Annotated in this window: 12 protein-coding genes; 7 read left to right on the top strand and 5 right to left on the bottom strand. The window is 66.0% G+C overall.

What is annotated here, in order from left to right; translation table 11 throughout:
- The 3 genes from BRAO375_RS14090 to groES all read right to left on the bottom strand — a co-directional run.
- The coding region (locus tag BRAO375_RS14090; protein WP_035640262.1) for a hypothetical protein at positions 1–199 on the bottom strand (199 nt) is incomplete at its 3' end.
- 258 nt (positions 200–457) lie between these two features.
- The gene (gene groL, locus BRAO375_RS14085; RefSeq protein ID WP_009028146.1) at positions 458–2,077 is read right to left on the bottom strand and encodes a chaperonin GroEL; all 1,620 of its coding nucleotides are present in this window, start codon (positions 2,075–2,077) and stop codon (positions 458–460) included.
- A 42-nt stretch (positions 2,078–2,119) separates the two neighbouring features.
- Positions 2,120–2,434, bottom strand: a complete 315-nt coding sequence (groES, locus tag BRAO375_RS14080) for a co-chaperone GroES (RefSeq protein WP_008961795.1) — start codon at positions 2,432–2,434, stop codon at positions 2,120–2,122.
- A gap of 220 nt (positions 2,435–2,654) precedes the next feature.
- On the opposite strand from groES, the gene BRAO375_RS14075 reads away from it, so the two are divergent.
- Both BRAO375_RS14075 and BRAO375_RS14070 read left to right on the top strand, forming a co-directional pair.
- Positions 2,655–3,758, top strand: a complete 1,104-nt coding sequence (locus BRAO375_RS14075) for a trypsin-like peptidase domain-containing protein (protein ID WP_009028145.1) — start codon at positions 2,655–2,657, stop codon at positions 3,756–3,758.
- A 140-nt stretch (positions 3,759–3,898) separates the two neighbouring features.
- Complete coding sequence (locus tag BRAO375_RS14070) at positions 3,899–5,113, top strand: GGDEF domain-containing protein (RefSeq protein ID WP_009028144.1); 1,215 nt, start codon at positions 3,899–3,901, stop codon at positions 5,111–5,113.
- A 242-nt stretch (positions 5,114–5,355) separates the two neighbouring features.
- On the opposite strand, the gene BRAO375_RS14065 is transcribed toward BRAO375_RS14070, so the two are convergent.
- Together BRAO375_RS14065 and BRAO375_RS14060 are read right to left on the bottom strand one after the other, a co-directional pair.
- Entirely contained in the window at positions 5,356–6,759 is a 1,404-nt protein-coding gene (locus tag BRAO375_RS14065; RefSeq protein WP_009028143.1) for a M20/M25/M40 family metallo-hydrolase, read from the bottom strand.
- 106 nt (positions 6,760–6,865) lie between these two features.
- Positions 6,866–8,473, bottom strand: coding sequence for a helicase HerA-like domain-containing protein (locus tag BRAO375_RS14060; RefSeq protein ID WP_009028142.1), 1,608 nt, complete (start codon positions 8,471–8,473; stop codon positions 6,866–6,868).
- A gap of 593 nt (positions 8,474–9,066) precedes the next feature.
- On the opposite strand from BRAO375_RS14060, the gene BRAO375_RS14055 reads away from it, so the two are divergent.
- The 5 genes from BRAO375_RS14055 to BRAO375_RS14035 all read left to right on the top strand — a co-directional run bounded on the left by BRAO375_RS14055 (position 9,067) and on the right by BRAO375_RS14035 (position 13,234).
- Entirely contained in the window at positions 9,067–9,474 is a 408-nt protein-coding gene (locus tag BRAO375_RS14055) for a DUF4332 domain-containing protein (RefSeq protein ID WP_009028140.1), read from the top strand.
- 79 nt (positions 9,475–9,553) lie between these two features.
- Positions 9,554–10,411, top strand: a complete 858-nt coding sequence (gene folP / locus BRAO375_RS14050) for a dihydropteroate synthase (protein ID WP_009028139.1) — start codon at positions 9,554–9,556, stop codon at positions 10,409–10,411.
- Positions 10,408–10,776, top strand: coding sequence for a dihydroneopterin aldolase (folB, locus tag BRAO375_RS14045; protein WP_009028138.1), 369 nt, complete (start codon positions 10,408–10,410; stop codon positions 10,774–10,776). Before folP ends, folB begins: the two co-directional genes overlap by 4 nt.
- 4 nt (positions 10,777–10,780) lie before the next feature.
- Positions 10,781–11,272, top strand: coding sequence for a 2-amino-4-hydroxy-6-hydroxymethyldihydropteridine diphosphokinase (gene folK, locus BRAO375_RS14040; protein WP_009028137.1), 492 nt, complete (start codon positions 10,781–10,783; stop codon positions 11,270–11,272).
- 102 nt (positions 11,273–11,374) lie between these two features.
- Entirely contained in the window at positions 11,375–13,234 is a 1,860-nt protein-coding gene (locus tag BRAO375_RS14035) for a methylmalonyl-CoA mutase family protein (RefSeq protein ID WP_009028136.1), read from the top strand.

Raw genomic sequence — 13,234 nt, 5'->3', positions numbered from 1 at the left:
GCATCGTGGCCTCGCGCAACACGCTGACCAGCCGCTCGCGCTCGCGCGGATCGATGTCGCCGCGCGACAGCACGGCCTGGCAATGTGCGACCACACGCTGCTCGCTCTCGATGAGAAACCGTGTCAGCCGCCGCGGATCGGCGACCGCCATGACGGAGGTCGGGTTCGGCGGCGGATGGTTATACTGCCACGCAGGCATGGGTGACCCTGCAAACGCCTTCCGCGCTGCACTGAGACCGGGCGGCGCGACAGCGCCCAACCGCACCTCCCGTCGACCGTCAGTTCACCCACCAGCCGGTCGCATGGCGATTGTGGCCAGCTCTGGACGAATTGCAGTCGTGGCTTTGACTAATAGCTGTCCGTTGTGGCCGATCCACGGCCGGCGAGGCCAGCAACTAACTTTCTTTTGAGGGGCCGTGACGAGCCGGCTTGCACAGCCCGTCACGGCTGACAGCGATCAGTAATCCATCGCCGGCGCGACGGCAGCTTCGGCCTTCTTCGGCCTGTCAGCCACCAGCGCCTCGGTGGTGATCAGCAGCGAAGCGACCGAGGCCGCATCCTGCAGCGCGGTGCGGACCACCTTGGCCGGGTCGATCACGCCGGCCTGTACCAGATCCTGGTACTCCCCGGTCGCGGCGTTGAAACCCCAGCTGTAGGTGTCCTTCTCCAGGAGCTTGCCGACCACCAGGGAGCCGTCGTCGCCGGCGTTCTGCACGATCTGTCGCACCGGCACCTGGATGGCGCGACGGACGATCTCGACGCCGGCCTTCTGGTCGGCGTTGGCGGTCTTGATGCCGTCGAGCACCTTGGTCGCGCGCAGCAGCGCGACGCCGCCGCCAGGCAGGATGCCCTCCTCCACCGCGGCGCGCGTGGCATGCAGCGCATCATCGACGCGGTCCTTGCGCTCCTTGACCTCGACCTCGGTGGCGCCGCCGACGCGGATCACCGCGACGCCGCCGGCGAGCTTGGCCAGGCGCTCCTGCAGCTTCTCGCGGTCATAGTCGGAGGTGCTCTCCTCGATCTGCAGCCTGATCTGCTGCGTGCGCGCCTCGATGTCCTTCCTCGCGCCGGCGCCGTCGACGATGGTGGTGTTTTCCTTATCGATCACCACCTTCTTGGCGCGGCCAAGCATCGACAACGTCACGTTCTCCAGCTTGATGCCGAGATCCTCGGAGATCGTGGTGCCGCCGGTGAGGATCGCGATGTCCTCCAGCATCGCCTTGCGGCGATCGCCGAAGCCCGGCGCCTTCACGGCCGCGATCTTCAGGCCGCCGCGCAGCTTGTTGACGACGAGCGTGGCCAGCGCCTCGCCCTCGACGTCCTCGGCGACGATCAAGAGCGGCTTGCCGGACTGCACCACGGCTTCGAGCAGCGGCAGCATGGTCTGCAGGCCCGACAGCTTCTTCTCGTGGATCAGGATGTAGGGATCCTCGAGCTCGACCCGCATCTTCTCGGAGTTGGTGACGAAATACGGCGAGACATAGCCGCGGTCGAACTGCATGCCTTCGACCACCTCGAGCTCGGTGTCGAGGCTCTTGGCCTCCTCCACCGTGATCACGCCCTCATTGCCAACCTTCTGCATGGCCTCGGCAAGGAAGCGGCCGATCTCGCTGTCACCATTGGCCGAGATGGTGCCGACCTGGGCGATCTCGTCATTGCTGGTGATCTTCTTGGCGTGCGACTTCAAATCCTTGACGATCGCGTCGACCGCGAGGTCGATGCCGCGCTTGAGATCCATCGGATTCATGCCGGCAGCGACGGACTTTGCACCTTCCTTCACGATGGCCTGTGCGAGAACCGTCGCGGTGGTGGTGCCGTCGCCGGCGAGATCGGCGGTCTTCGAGGCCACTTCGCGCACCATCTGCGCGCCCATGTTCTCGAACTTGTCCTCCAGCTCGATCTCCTTGGCGACCGTCACGCCGTCCTTGGTGATGCGCGGCGCGCCGAACGATTTCTCGATCACGACGTTGCGGCCCTTCGGCCCAAGCGTGACCTTCACGGCATTGGCGAGGATGTCGACGCCGCGCAGCATGCGGTCGCGCGCGTCGGTGGAAAACTTCACGTCCTTGGCAGCCATGTTCGTCGTCTCCTTTCTCCAATGACTGTCAGTTCTGAGGGATTACGCGGCCTTCTTTGCCGCGACGGGCGTATCGATGATGCCGAGCAGGTCGCTCTCCTTCATGATCAGGAGATCCTTGCCGTCGATCTTCACCTCGGTGCCCGACCACTTGCCGAACAGCACGCGGTCCCCCGGTTTGACGTCGAGCGGCACCAGCTGTCCCTGCTCGTTCCGCGCGCCAGGGCCCGCGGCGACGATCTCGCCCTCCTGCGGCTTCTCCTTGGCGGTGTCGGGAATGATGATGCCGCCCTTGGTCTTCTCCTCGGCATCGATACGGCGCACGAGCACGCGGTCGTGCAATGGACGGAAATGCATGCACATCCTCCTTTACAGATCAGCGATGTCATAAGCCTCGGGTCCCATGAGGCCCCCGGGCGACGAACGACCTAGGAAAGCCGAACTTTTCGTTCAAGAGGGTCACGAAAAATTTTTGGCGCTCGGTGGGAACGATTGCCAGGACGCTCTTGACCGGGGCAGCCGTCCTGACCAGTTTGACCACCGCCAAAATCCGTCCCCTTCCGTCGAGGAAAAAGCGATGCAGCTTCTGCGTTGTGTCCGGCCTTTGGTCCTGCTGCCGGCCATCGTGCTCTCCCTCTCCCTTCTGACAGCCCCTGCCCTCGCGCAGATCCCCGATCTCAAGCTCGGCCGCGTCCCGACGCTGGCGCCGCTGGTCAAGGAGGTGACGCCCGCCGTTGTCAACATCTCCGTCGAAGGCAAGGTCAGGCAGGACAATCCGCTGTATCAGGACCCGCTGTTCCGCGACTTCTTTGACGTGCCCAAACAGGTCGAGAAGCAGATCAGCGCCACCGGCTCCGGCGTCATCGTCGACGCGCAGCGCGGCTACGTGATGACGGCCAACCATGTCGTCGAGCACGTCACCAGCGCCCAGATCCGCACCAAGGACGGCCGCAAATTCTCCGCCCGCCTGGTCGGCCGCGATCCCGCCACCGACATCGCGCTGCTGCAAATCAAGGACCCAACAGAGCTCAAGGCGATCGCGCTCGGCGATAGCGACGCGCTCGAGGTTGGCGACTTCGTGATCGCGGTCGGCAATCCCTTCGGCCTCGGTCAGACCGTCACCTCCGGTCTCGTCAGCGCGCTCGGCCGCACCGGTCTCGGCAAGCAGGGCTACGAGGATTTCATCCAGACCGATGCCGCGATCAACCCCGGCAATTCCGGCGGCGCGCTGATCAACCTGCGCGGCGAGTTGGTCGGCATCAACACCGCGATCATCTCACCCGGCGGCGGCAATGTCGGCATCGGCTTCGCCGTGCCGGTCAACATGGCGCGCCGAGTGATGGAGCAACTGGTCGCCAACGGGCGCGTCGATCGTGGCCGTATCGGCGTCACCCTGCTCGATCTGGACTCGCCGGCGGACGGCCGCGTGGTGGGCGCGCGCGTCGCCGAAGTCGCAACGGGATCGCCCGCCGAGCGCGCCGGGCTGCGCAAGGGCGACGTGATCGTCAAGGCCAACGACATGCCGGTGCGCAGCGCGACCCAGGTGCGCAACCTCATCGGCCTGACGCCGGTCGGCCAGCGCGTGCGGCTCGTGTTCGAGCGTGACCGCGCGCTGGGCAATGCGACGGTCGAGGTCGCTCCGATCGGCGAGGAGCGCGCGCGGACGCGGACCTCGGGTTGAAGACGTTTCGATCCTCAGCCTGAACGACATCCATTCGAGTCAAATTTTACCGTCCATCAAGCATGCAACGAGACGCCGATACCTCCCTAAAGACCTGTTAAGTGTCGTAGCGCCTATTGCAACCCCGCGGAGGTATTGAAATGCGGGGTGACGGTCTGGCTTTCAGTCTGCCACGCTGGCGCGTGACGCGCTGGCTGGCGGACCCGGGTTATCCGGTGTCATCGGACATCCGCCTCGCATTGGTCGGCGAGCTCTATGGCTGCTGGTCGGTGTTCGCCGGCGGCGCCATCAACACCGTCGCCGTCGCGGCTGCGCTGGCGCTGCGTACCCCGACCGCGCTCTTCATCAGCTGGTTCGTGATGGAGGTCGCGATCTGCCTGTCGCGGCTGATCGTCATGATCATCGCCTATCGGCGCGCCGGCGCGCGGCGTTCCACACCGACCGACATCCATATCCTGCTGTCGGTGGCCTGGAGCGCCAGCGTCGGCTTCGGCGTCGGCATCAGCCTCGGATCGGGCGACTGGATCGCGGCATCGCTGACCTGCATCTCCTCGGCCGCCATGGTCGGCGGCATCTGCTTCCGCAATTTCAGCGCGCCGCGTCTCGTCGGCACGATGATCCTGTGCAGCATCGGCCCGGTGATCCCCGGCGTCGCGCTGTCGCACGAGCCGCTGTTGTTCGCGATGTATCTGCAGATGCCGGTGTACTTCCTGGCCATGACCGGTGCCGCGTTCCGCCTGAACAAGATGCTCGTCGCCGTCATGCATGCCAAGCGCGAGAGCGACGAGCAGGCGCGGCGCGATCCGCTCACGGGCCTGTCCAACCGCGCCGGTCTGATCGATGCGCTGCAGAGCCGGCTCGACAGCAAAGCCGGCGGACAAGGCTTCGCCGTGCTGTATCTCGATCTCGACGGCTTCAAGCCGGTCAACGACACCTTCGGTCATGCCGCCGGCGATGAGCTGCTCAAGATCGTCGGCCGGACGTTGCGAGATGTCGTGTCGCCCGCCGATGTCATCGCCCGCATCGGCGGCGACGAGTTCGTTGTTGTCGCAAACGAGCCCGCAATCGATCAGGTCCTGGCGCTCGGCGAGCGCCTCATCGAGGTGATGACCTCGCCGATCGCGCTGCCCGGCGGCGCGCAGGTCAACATCGGCATGAGCATCGGCATCGCCGCTGCGCCCGATCACGGCACCGATCCGGACACCCTGCTGTTTGCAGCGGATGCGGCGCTGTACGAAGCGAAGTCGAGCGGAAAATCATGCTGGCGGTTGGCGTCCGCCGAAGCCAACCTCGCAGCCCTGCGCAAGATCACCGGCGGCGAACTGACAGCGAAGTCCGTCGCCAGCGCGGCGTGAGCCGTCGGCGCGAAATTCGTTACCTCTCTCCGCCGTCATTCCGGGGCATTCGCGCGCAGCGCGAATGAGCCCGGAATCCATAGCCATAGGCGGGTGTGGGACGCGAGCTTCCGCCGGTTTGGTGCCTCATGCTTCGCTTCGTGAGTATGGATTCCGGGCTCGCGCGTTCCGCGCGCCCCGGAATGACGGAGAGAGTGACGTTCACTCTCCCGTCGCCATGCTCGAAAGCGCGACGCCCTCGCCTATCGCGGCATCTCGGCGAGTGCGGCGAGGATGCGGGCCCAGGAGCGGATGCCCTTGTGGTAGCTCTTGAGGTCGTACTTCTCGTTCGGCGAATGGATGTTGTCGTCGTCGAGGCCAAAGCCGACCAGCAGCGAGTCGAGACCGAGCGTCTTCTTGAAGTCGGTGACGATCGGGATCGAGGCGCCCGAGCCCATCAGGATGGTCTCCCTGCCCCACTCGTCGGTCAGCGCCTGCTTGGCCGCCGCGAGCGGCTTCATGGTCCAATCCAGCGCGATCGCCGCGCCCGCCGAATGATCGCCGAACTCCACCGAGCAGTCGCCGGGAATGCGCGCCGACACGTAGTCGCGGAACGCCTTGCGAATCCTGAGCGGGTCCTGGCCCTCGACGAGGCGGAACGAGACCTTGGCATGCGCCAGCGACGGGATCACCGTCTTGGAGCCTTCGCCGATATAGCCCCCCCAGATGCCATTGATGTCGCAGGTCGGCCGCGACGAGATCTGCTCGATCAGCAGCCGGTCCTTCTCGCCGGCCGGGATCGAAAGGCCAATCGGCTTAAGGAAGCTCTCCGGCGTCAGGTTCAGCTTCTTCCACTGCTCCAGCACCTCCGGCGGCACATCCTTCACTCCGTCATAAAAACCCGGGATGGTGATGCGGCCATCGGCATCGAACAGACCGCCGAGCACCTCGGTCAGCACGCGGATGGGATTGCGCGCGCCGCCGCCGAACACGCCGGAATGCAGGTCGCGATTGGCGGCCTTGATCTTGATCTCTTCATAGAGCAGGCCGCGCAGCGAGGTCGTGATCGCCGGGGTGTTCGGGTCCCACATGCCGGTGTCGCAGACCAGCGCGAAGTCAGCCTTGAACTCGCTCTTGTTCTCCTCGAGGAACGGCACGAAGTTCTTCGAGCCGACCTCCTCCTCGCCCTCGATCAGCACGGTGATGTCGAGCGGCAGCGAGCCCGTCACCTTCTTCCAGGCGCGGCAGGCCTCGACGAAGGTCATCAGCTGGCCCTTGTCGTCCTCGGCGCCGCGCGCGACGATGATCTTGCGGCCGTCGGCGTGGTCAGTGACCACGGGCTCGAACGGCGGACGGTGCCACAGTTCGAGCGGATCGACCGGCTGTACGTCGTAATGGCCGTAGAACAGGACATGAGGCTTGGCCGGGCCATGGCCGTTGCTCTTGCCGACCACGGCTGGGTGACCGGCCGTCGGACGCACCTCGGTGGCGAAGCCAAGCGTCGCGAGATCCTTGGCGAGATGATCGGCGGCCTGCTTGCAATCGTCAGTGAAGGCCGGATCGGCCGAGATCGACTTGATGCGGATCAGCTGGAACAGCCGGTCCAGGCTGTTGTCGAAATCAGCATCGATGTGATCGAGAACGGATTGAAGCTGCGCATTGGCCATGGCCATCGGATCCTTCGCAATTGACGTGTCGGATCGCTTGTAGCCCCGTTGCGCGGTCCGGACCAGCGTGATGCCGTGAGCATCACGCTGCCCGTGACGGCATGGCTCAGCGCCGCAGCAATCCGCCGAGCGCGCCGCGCACCAGGGAACGGCCGATCGAGCCGCCCAGCGAGCCGCCGACCTGCTTGCCGAGATCGGCCGCAATGCCGCCGACGACCTTGTCGGTCACCTGGCGGGCGACGTTGCGCGCGATCACCTGCGTCGTTGACAGCTGGCCGCGCTTGACGTTGGTGCCGAAGATCGTCGCCGCAAGATTGCCGATCGTGCCGAGCACGCCGCCGGACGAGCCTTCCGTGGTCGCCGCCTTTCCGGCGATCCGCTGCTGCAACAGTTCGTAGGCGGACTCCGCATCGATCTCGGTGTCGTACTTCCCCCTCACCGGGCTAGCGGCGATGATCGCCTTGCGCTCATCCGGCGTGATCGGCCCGATCCGCGCCGACGGCGGCCGGATCAGCACGCGCTCGACCATCGCCGGCGTGCCGTTGCCTTCGAGGAACGATACCAGCGCCTCGCCCTTGCCGAGCTCCGTGATCACCTTGGCGGTATCGAGCTTGGGATTGGGACGGAACGTGTCGGCGGCCGCAGCCACGGCCTTCTGGTCGCGCGGGGTGAACGCGCGGAGCGCATGCTGAACGCGATTGCCCAATTGTCCGAGCACGCGATCGGGAACGTCGAGCGGGTTCTGCGTGACGAAATACACGCCGACACCCTTCGAGCGGATCAGGCGCACCACCTGCTCGATCTTGTCCATCAGCGCCTTCGGCGCGTCGTTGAACAACAGATGCGCCTCGTCGAAGAAGAACACCAGCTTCGGCTTGGCGACATCGCCGACCTCCGGCAGCTCCTCGAACAACTCCGACAGCATCCACAACAGGAACGTTGCGTAGAGCCGCGGGTTCTGCAGCAGCCTGTCGGCGACGAGGATGTTGATCATGCCGCGACCGTCGCGGTCGGTCTTCATGAAGTCCTGCAGCGACAGCGCGGGCTCGCCGAAGAATTTCGTGCCGCCCTGGTTCTCGAGCACCAGCAGCTGGCGCTGAATGGTCCCGACGGTGGCGCGCGTGACGTTGCCGAACGACTGCGCGGCCTTGCGGATCGGCGCCAGCGGATCTGCCTCCGCATCCGCGCCCTTCTTCGAATCCGGAATGATGGCATCGAGCAGCGCGCGCAGATCCTTCATATCGATCAGCGCAAGGCCGTTCTCGTCGGCGACACGGAACGCGACGTTGAGCACGCCTTCCTGCACATCGTTCAGATCCAGCATCCGAGCCAGCAGCAGCGGTCCCATCTCGGTCACGGTGGCCCGCACCGGATGGCCTTGCTCGCCAAACACGTCCCAAAATACCGTCGAGAACTGATCCGGCTGATAGGTGAGGCCGAGCTCGCTCGCGCGCTTGACAATGAAGTCCTTGGCCTCGCCGATCTGCGAGATGCCCGAGAGATCGCCCTTGATGTCGGACGCGAAGACCGGAACACCGGCGCGCGCAAAACCTTCGGCCATCACCTGCAGCGACACGGTCTTGCCGGTGCCGGTTGCTCCCGTCACGAGGCCATGGCGGTTGGCGAGTGCAAGCGTCAACCAGGCCGGCTGCTCGCCGGCACCTACGAGGATCTTGTCGTCGGTATCTGCCAGAGATTTTCCGGATGGTGCCATGGTGATCCGTCTTTCAAAGAATGTTGTTTCGCATCGCACGTGGTGCAGAGCGTAACATACTTTAGTTTCGCAGGTCGGAACCAGCGTCAGGGTGCCTCAGTTCCTTGTCCGATCGAAGCGCTCTTCATACCATCGGTGTGCGCGATGCGCAGGTTTTGTCCGAAGTTGCAACATCGGGTCTTGCATCGCTGCAACAGTTCATCGTCGATCGCGAATCGATTCGCGCAACAAGCGTGCTCGTCGCTTGTAATTCACAAATCGTCCGATCAAGATGAATACAGCGAGGACGTCCGGTCGTGGGGGACTGGACGACGACGGGGTTCACATGAACGAGCTGATTGAGCCGCTGGCCAGAACGGCCGGCATCGATAGAGCCGTGGCTGACAAGTCCAGACGTCTCCGTCTCAAAGTCCTCTGCAACCCACAGGCTCACCGTCGGTTTTCCGACCTGTCCATCGCCGCCGACGACTGGCCGTCCTTGAACTTTCCGAGTTTCGCGACGACCAACTCGGAACGGGCCGGTTGGGTACGATACGGTTAGGCACGCGGGGCCTGAACCATTTCGACTGAAGCACCTTCGCGCGCCGAGTATCATGACATATCCGATCACCGAACTCGAAGGCATGACGGCCTTCTATGCCGCCAAGCTGAAAGCCTTGGGCATTCGCACCACCGATGCGTTCCTCGAAGCCGCCCGCACCGTGAAGGGCCGCAAGGCCCTCGCCGCCAAGACCGGCATCAGCGAGCAGCAGCTGCTCGATTGGGCCAACGTCGCCGATTACATGCGCATTCCCGGCATGGGCAAGGCCAAGGTCTGCCTGGTCCGCGCCGCGGGTGTCACCACGGTGCGCGAGCTGGCGCACCGCAATCCGGCCCGGCTCGCGCAGAACATCAAGGAAGTGAACACGCGGCGGCAGCTGGTTCGCATCCTGCCGTCAGAAAAGTCGGTCGGCCAGCTCATCGAAAAGGCACGCCGGCTGGAGCCGAAAATCAGCTATTGATCGCGGGATCGGCGGGAGCGCGCGGCTTGTGCAGCGCGATGTCTTGACTCGCCGGTGGCAACCGCGCAAAGCGGCGGCCATGAGCGCAACCTTGCCGCACTCCGCCCCGGACCTCGCCGCGAGCCACCCGCTGCTGCGGGCATGGTTGGCACGTCCGTATCCGGCGGTGATGGGCATCCTGAACGTCACGCCGGATTCGTTCTCCGACGGCGGCCGTTTCAATGCGCCGGAACGCGCGCTCGAACAGGCACGGGCAATGATCGCGGCGGGCGCCGACATCATCGACATCGGCGCCGAGTCGACCCGTCCCTACAAGGGCGCGGAGCCGGTCTCGGCCGAGGAAGAGCTGGCGCGGCTCGAACCCGTCCTGCCCGCGATCGTCGCACTCGGCGTGCCTGTGTCGATCGACAGCATGAAATCCAAGATTGTCGGCCATGCGCTCCGGCACGGTGCGCAGATCGCGAACGACGTCTGGGGCTTGCAGCGCGATCCGGAGATGGCCGAGGTGGTTGCCGCGCATCGTGTCCCGATCGTGGTGATGCACAATCGCGCGGCGGTCGATCCGGAGATCGACATCATCGACGACATGCTCCGCTTCTTCGCGCGCTCGCTCGACATCGCGGCCAAGGCCGGCATTCCCGAGGGCAACATCGTGCTGGATCCCGGCATCGGCTTCGGCAAGACCGCCGAGCAGAGCATGCGGGCGCTGGCGCGGCTCGACGCCTTCGCGCGCTTCGGCCTGCCGCTCCTGGTCGGCGCCTCGCGCAAGCGCTTCATCAGCTCGGTCGTGACATCCGAGCCGCACCAGCGGTTGGGCGGATCGATCGCAGCACATCTGATCGCGGCTCAGCGCGGTGCTGCGATCATCCGGGCGCATGACGTCGCCGAAACGGTTCAGGCCGTGCGCGTGGCAGCGGCAATCGAGGCTCTGGGATGACCGATACCATTTTCATCAAAGGCGTCCTCATTCATGCGCGTCACGGCGTGATGGAGCATGAGAGCGAGGTCGGTCAGCGCTTCGTGATCGATCTCGAGCTTTACACCGACCTGTCGGACTCCTCGCGCAGCGACCGGCTCGCCGACACCGTGTCCTATTCCGACGTGGTGGAGACGGCGACCGCCGCGTTCAAGGACGTGAACTACCGCCTGCTCGAGCGCGCCGCCGGTGCGGTCGCCGACGCGATCCTGTCGACATTCGCCCGCATCCGCGCGGTCAAGGTGACCGTGCACAAGCCGCATGCGCCGATCGCCGCCATCTTCGAGGATGTCGGCGTGGTGCTGACGCGCTCGCGACATCCGTAGTCCGATGGCCAGCGCGCTGATCGCCCTCGGCGGCAATGTCGGCGACGTCAAGGCCACCTTCGTGCAGGCGATCGCCGAGATCTGCCGACGCGCCGAAGCCGTGCTGGTGGCGCGCTCCTCCGACTACATCACTCCGCCCTGGGGCGAGGTGCAGCAGCCCCCGTTCGTCAACGCCTGCATCGCGGTGGAGACGTCGGTCGCGCCGCATCCGCTGCTCACCATCCTGCACGACGTCGAGCGCCTGTTCGGCCGCGACCGCACGCGGGAGACCCGCTGGGGTCCGCGCACGCTCGATCTCGACCTCATCGCCTATGACGATGTGACGCTCGACACACCCGATCTCATCTTGCCGCATCCTCGCCTGTTCGAGCGGGGCTTCGTGCTGGTGCCGCTCGCCGAGATCGTCCCCGAGCGCCGGATTTCCGGCCGCCGGGTGTGTGAGGCGCTGCGCGGCGTTTCGCGCGACGGAATCCAGCCGCTGCCCTCAGCCGAATAGCTGACGTCCCCTACGAAACAACCGTTTGGCTTGGCGGTCGCGACGTGGCATTTTGCGCCACAATCATCGCCATAACAGACGCTTCCGGGAGACACGGGCCGCATGACCACCGACACCGAACAGCTGCGATTGGCCGCCGATTTTGCGCCGGCCAGCGAAGCGGACTGGCGCAAGCTGGTCGATGGCGTGTTGAAGGGGGCGGCGTTCGAGAAGCTGGTCGGCAAGACCTATGACGGGCTGAAGATCCAGCCGATCTACCCGCGCGCCAAGGCTGCGGCGCCGGTGGCCGGCCGCGCTCCGGCGGCGGCGTGGCAGATCATGCAGCGCGTCGATCATCCCGATCCGGCCAAGGCCAATGCGCAGGCGCTGCTCGATCTCGAGAATGGCGCGACCGGGCTGACGCTGGTGTTCGCCGGCGCCAACGCCGCCCACGGTTTTGGACTCGCCGCCACCGCCGAGGCGCTAACGTGCGCGCTCGATGGCGTGCATCTCGATGCTGCAATTGCAATCGAGTTGCAGGCCGGTGACGCTGCTGCCGCCGCGCTGCTTGCGGACTACGTCAAGCGGCGCGGCGTTCAGCCCGCCGCCTGCGATATCCGCTTCGGCCTCGATCCGATCGGCGACGCGGCCAGCCGCGGCGCGAGCAGCCAAGATGCCTCGACGCTCGCAAGCAGCTCCGGCTCGCTCGTCAAGCAGCTGCACGACGCCGGCTTCAAAGGCCCCTTCCTCGCCGCGGATGGCCGCGTCGTGCACGACGCCGGCGGCTCGGAGGCGCAGGAGCTCGCCTTCGTACTCGCCTCCGCCGTCGCCTATCTGCGCGCGCTCGAGTCCAGCGGCATTGCGCTCGAGACCGCGCGCGGCCTGATCTACGCGCGGCTCGCGGCCGACACCGATCAGTTCCTCACGCTGGCGAAATTCCGCAGCCTGCGCCGGTTGTGGGCGCGCATCGAGCAGGCCTGCGGTCTGCAGCCGAAGCCGCTCTTCATCTCCGGCGAGACGGCGTGGCGCATGCTCACCCGGCGCGATCCCTATGTGAACATGCTGCGCGCCACCATCGCGACCTTCGCCGCTGGCCTCGGCGGCGCCAACGCGGTGAGCGTGCTGCCGCACACCGCCGCGCTCGGCCTGCCCGATGCGTTCGCGCGCCGCGTCGCCCGCAACACGCAGCTGGTGCTGCTGGAGGAAAGCAATCTCGCCCGCGTCGCCGACCCCGCCGCCGGCGCCGGCGGCATCGAGGCGCTGACCACGGAGCTTTGCACCACCGCCTGGGCGCTGTTCCAGGACATCGAGAAGGCCGGCGGCGTCGTGGCCGCGCTGCAGGCCGGCCTGATCCAATCCAAGGTCGCCGCGGTGAAACAGGCGCGCGACGCCAATATCGCGAGGCGGCGCGACGTGCTGACCGGCGCCAGCGAGTTTCCGAATTTGAACGAGGCCGAGGTGGCGGTCGAAGCGGTCGCGCCGCTGGCTTCGCCCTCGCCGCCCAAGGCTGCGCTCAGCTTCGCGCCGCTCACACCCCTCCGTCTTGCCGACGCTTTCGAGAAGCTGCGCGACCGCTCGGACGCGCTGCTCAAGAGCAAGGGCCAGCGCCCCCAGGTTTTCCTCGCCAATCTCGGCACCGCCGCCGACTACACCGCGCGCGCGACCTTCGCCCGCAGCTTCTTCGAGGCCGGCGGCATCGCCGCGATCGATGGCCAGGGCGGCTCCGATCCGGCAGCGCTCGCGGAGGCGTACCGCGCGTCGGGTGCCGCGATCGTCTGCCTCTGCTCATCCGACAAGGTCTATGCCGACGCTGCGGTTCCCACGGCCAAGGCCCTGCAAGCGGCCGGCGCGCGACATATCTATCTGGCAGGCCGCGGCGGCGAGCAGGAGACTCAGCTCCGCGAGGCCGGAATCGGCAGCTTCGTGTTCGCCGGCGGCAACGCGCTGACAACGCTCGAAGACGCCTACACGCATCTGGAGTGA

The sequence above is a fragment of the Bradyrhizobium sp. ORS 375 genome, assembly GCF_000239775.1.
Taxonomy (GTDB): domain Bacteria; phylum Pseudomonadota; class Alphaproteobacteria; order Rhizobiales; family Xanthobacteraceae; genus Bradyrhizobium.
Note: the sequence above shows the minus strand (reverse complement) of the source record. Positions and strands in the feature narration are given on the sequence as shown.

What these genes read in the sequence shown, in the direction of transcription:
- groL (WP_009028146.1), bottom strand. Translation starts at nt 2,077, where the DNA reads ATGGCTGCCAAGGACGTGAAGTTTTCCACCGACGCGCGCGACCGCATG.
- groES (WP_008961795.1), bottom strand. Translation starts at nt 2,434, where the DNA reads ATGCATTTCCGTCCATTGCACGACCGCGTGCTCGTGCGCCGTATCGAT.
- BRAO375_RS14075 (WP_009028145.1), top strand. Translation starts at nt 2,655, where the DNA reads ATGCAGCTTCTGCGTTGTGTCCGGCCTTTGGTCCTGCTGCCGGCCATC.
- BRAO375_RS14070 (WP_009028144.1), top strand. Translation starts at nt 3,899, where the DNA reads ATGCGGGGTGACGGTCTGGCTTTCAGTCTGCCACGCTGGCGCGTGACG.
- BRAO375_RS14065 (WP_009028143.1), bottom strand. Translation starts at nt 6,759, where the DNA reads ATGGCCAATGCGCAGCTTCAATCCGTTCTCGATCACATCGATGCTGAT.
- BRAO375_RS14060 (WP_009028142.1), bottom strand. Translation starts at nt 8,473, where the DNA reads ATGGCACCATCCGGAAAATCTCTGGCAGATACCGACGACAAGATCCTC.
- BRAO375_RS14055 (WP_009028140.1), top strand. Translation starts at nt 9,067, where the DNA reads ATGACATATCCGATCACCGAACTCGAAGGCATGACGGCCTTCTATGCC.
- folP (WP_009028139.1), top strand. Translation starts at nt 9,554, where the DNA reads ATGAGCGCAACCTTGCCGCACTCCGCCCCGGACCTCGCCGCGAGCCAC.
- folB (WP_009028138.1), top strand. Translation starts at nt 10,408, where the DNA reads ATGACCGATACCATTTTCATCAAAGGCGTCCTCATTCATGCGCGTCAC.
- folK (WP_009028137.1), top strand. Translation starts at nt 10,781, where the DNA reads ATGGCCAGCGCGCTGATCGCCCTCGGCGGCAATGTCGGCGACGTCAAG.
- BRAO375_RS14035 (WP_009028136.1), top strand. Translation starts at nt 11,375, where the DNA reads ATGACCACCGACACCGAACAGCTGCGATTGGCCGCCGATTTTGCGCCG.